We start from the raw sequence: 1,927 nt of genomic DNA on the forward strand, positions 1-1,927 counted from the left end.
CGACACGACCTCGACCGATCCGGGCGCCGCACGCCCAGCTCGCGCGCGCGCGCGCCGCATCGACTCCGACCTGCCCGTGCTCGTCGACGCGGTGGGCTCGAGCTCATCACCGGCCGCCGCGAGGCGCCCACCCTGCTCACCCCGCACGCGGGGGAGTGCGCGCGGATGATCACCCGGCTGCGCCAGCGCTCGACCGAGCTGACCCGCGAGGAGGTCGAGGGTTCACCGCTCGAGCACGCCCGGATGCTCGCCGGGCTCACCGGAGCGACCGTGCTGCTCAAGGGCGCCACGACGCTCGTCGTCGACGCCGACGGGCCGGTCCACGTGCAGGACGACGCCCCGGCATGGCTGGCGACCGCCGGGTCGGGCGACGTCCTCGCCGGGCTCGCCGGAGCCCTGCTCGCGGGAGGGCTGGAGCCGGCCGAGGCAGGTTCGCTCGCCGCGCTCGTGCACGGCCGCGCCGCCCACGACGCCAACCCCGGCGGTCCGGTGCGTGCGCTCGCCGTGGCGCACGCGCTCGCCCCGACGGTGGCCGCGCTGCTGCGTTCCTAGCCCCGGGCCGACTCCGCCCACCAGTTGACCCCGCCGTCGACCGCGTGCTCGTCGATGCGCGCGAGCTCCTCGTCGCTGAAGTCGGTGTTGCCCAGCGCGTCGAGGCTGTTGTCGAGCTGCTCGACGGTGCGGGCACCGACGAGCAACGAGGTGACCCGCTCGTCACGCAGGGCCCAGGCGAGGGCCATCTGGGCGAGGCTCTGGCCCCGCTCCTGGGCGAGGGCGTCGAGCGCGCGGATGCGGGTGATGTTGTCGTCGGTGAGCTGGTCGGCGATGCCGGTGCCCTCGCGCGCGGCGCGCGAGTCCTCGGGGATGCCCGTGAGGTACTTGTTCGTCAGCAGGCCCTGGGCGAGCGGGGTGAAGGCGATCGTGCCGACCCCGAGCTCGCCGAGGGTGTCGAGCAGCTCGTCCTCGATCCAGCGGTTGATCATCGAGTACGACGGCTGGTGGATGAGCAGGGGAGTGCCCATCTCGCGCAGGATCGCGTGTGCCTCGCGGGTGCGCTCCGGGCCGTAGGAGGAGATGCCGACGTAGAGCGCCTTGCCGGAGCGCACGGCCGCGTCGAGTGCGCCCATCGTCTCCTCGAGCGGGGTGTCGGGGTCGAAGCGGTGGCTGTAGAAGATGTCGACGTAGTCGAGGCCCATCCGCTCGAGCGACTGGTCGAGCGAGGCGAGCAGGTACTTGCGCGAGCCGCCGCCCTGCCCGTAGGGCCCGGGCCACATGTCCCAGCCGGCCTTGGTCGAGACGATCAGCTCGTCGCGGTAGGGGCGGAAGTCCTGGGCGAAGATCGTCCCGAAGTTGCGCTCCGCCGCGCCGTAGGGCGGTCCGTAGTTGTTGGCCAGGTCCATGTGCGTCACGCCGCGGTCGAAGGCGCGCCGCAGCACCGCCCGCTGGGTCTCGAGGGGCTCCGCGTCACCGAAGTTGTGCCACAGGCCCAGCGAGATCGGGGGCAGGAGCAGCCCCGACCGACCGCACCGGCGGTAGTCCGTGGCGTCGTAGCGGGAGCGGTCGGCTTGGTAGTCGTCGGCGCGGTAGGTCATGCCTGCCAGTCTGCCTCCCTTCGCCGATCTAGACTCGGTGCCAGCCCATGGACATCTCGAACCCGCACCCAGCCCTGCCGTCCGTCGCGACCCCCTCGGTCCTGCCGAGCGATGCCCCGACCGACGGTCTGTCCGCGTGGGCGGACATCGACCTCGACGCGATCCGCGACAACGTCGCCCGCCTCGGCGAGCTCGCCGGCGACGCCGACGTCATGGCGGTCATCAAGGGCGACGCCTACGGGCACGGCCTCGTGCCGGTTGCCGGAGCGGCGCTGTCCGGCGGGCGCGACCTACCTGGCCATCGCCCAGCTCGGCGAGGCGATTGGCGGCCCGCG

3 protein-coding genes are annotated in these 1,927 nt (G+C 73.2%); 2 read left to right on the forward strand and 1 reads right to left on the reverse strand.

What is annotated here, in order from left to right:
* On the forward strand, positions 1-552 hold a 552-nt coding region (locus AC2W7J_RS17835), incomplete at its 5' end, for an ADP-dependent NAD(P)H-hydrate dehydratase (protein WP_485984072.1).
* On the opposite strand, the gene mgrA is transcribed toward AC2W7J_RS17835, so the two are convergent.
* The gene (gene mgrA, locus AC2W7J_RS17840; RefSeq protein ID WP_485984073.1) at positions 549-1,592 is read right to left on the reverse strand and encodes an L-glyceraldehyde 3-phosphate reductase; all 1,044 of its coding nucleotides are present in this window, start codon (positions 1,590-1,592) and stop codon (positions 549-551) included. The genes AC2W7J_RS17835 and mgrA overlap by 4 nt on opposite strands.
* A gap of 47 nt (positions 1,593-1,639) precedes the next feature.
* On the opposite strand from mgrA, the gene AC2W7J_RS17845 reads away from it, so the two are divergent.
* Positions 1,640-1,927: alanine racemase (locus tag AC2W7J_RS17845; RefSeq protein ID WP_485984075.1), on the forward strand; the 288-nt coding region annotated here is incomplete at its 3' end.

This window comes from Janibacter sp. CFPM2_SD2, assembly GCF_057364645.1.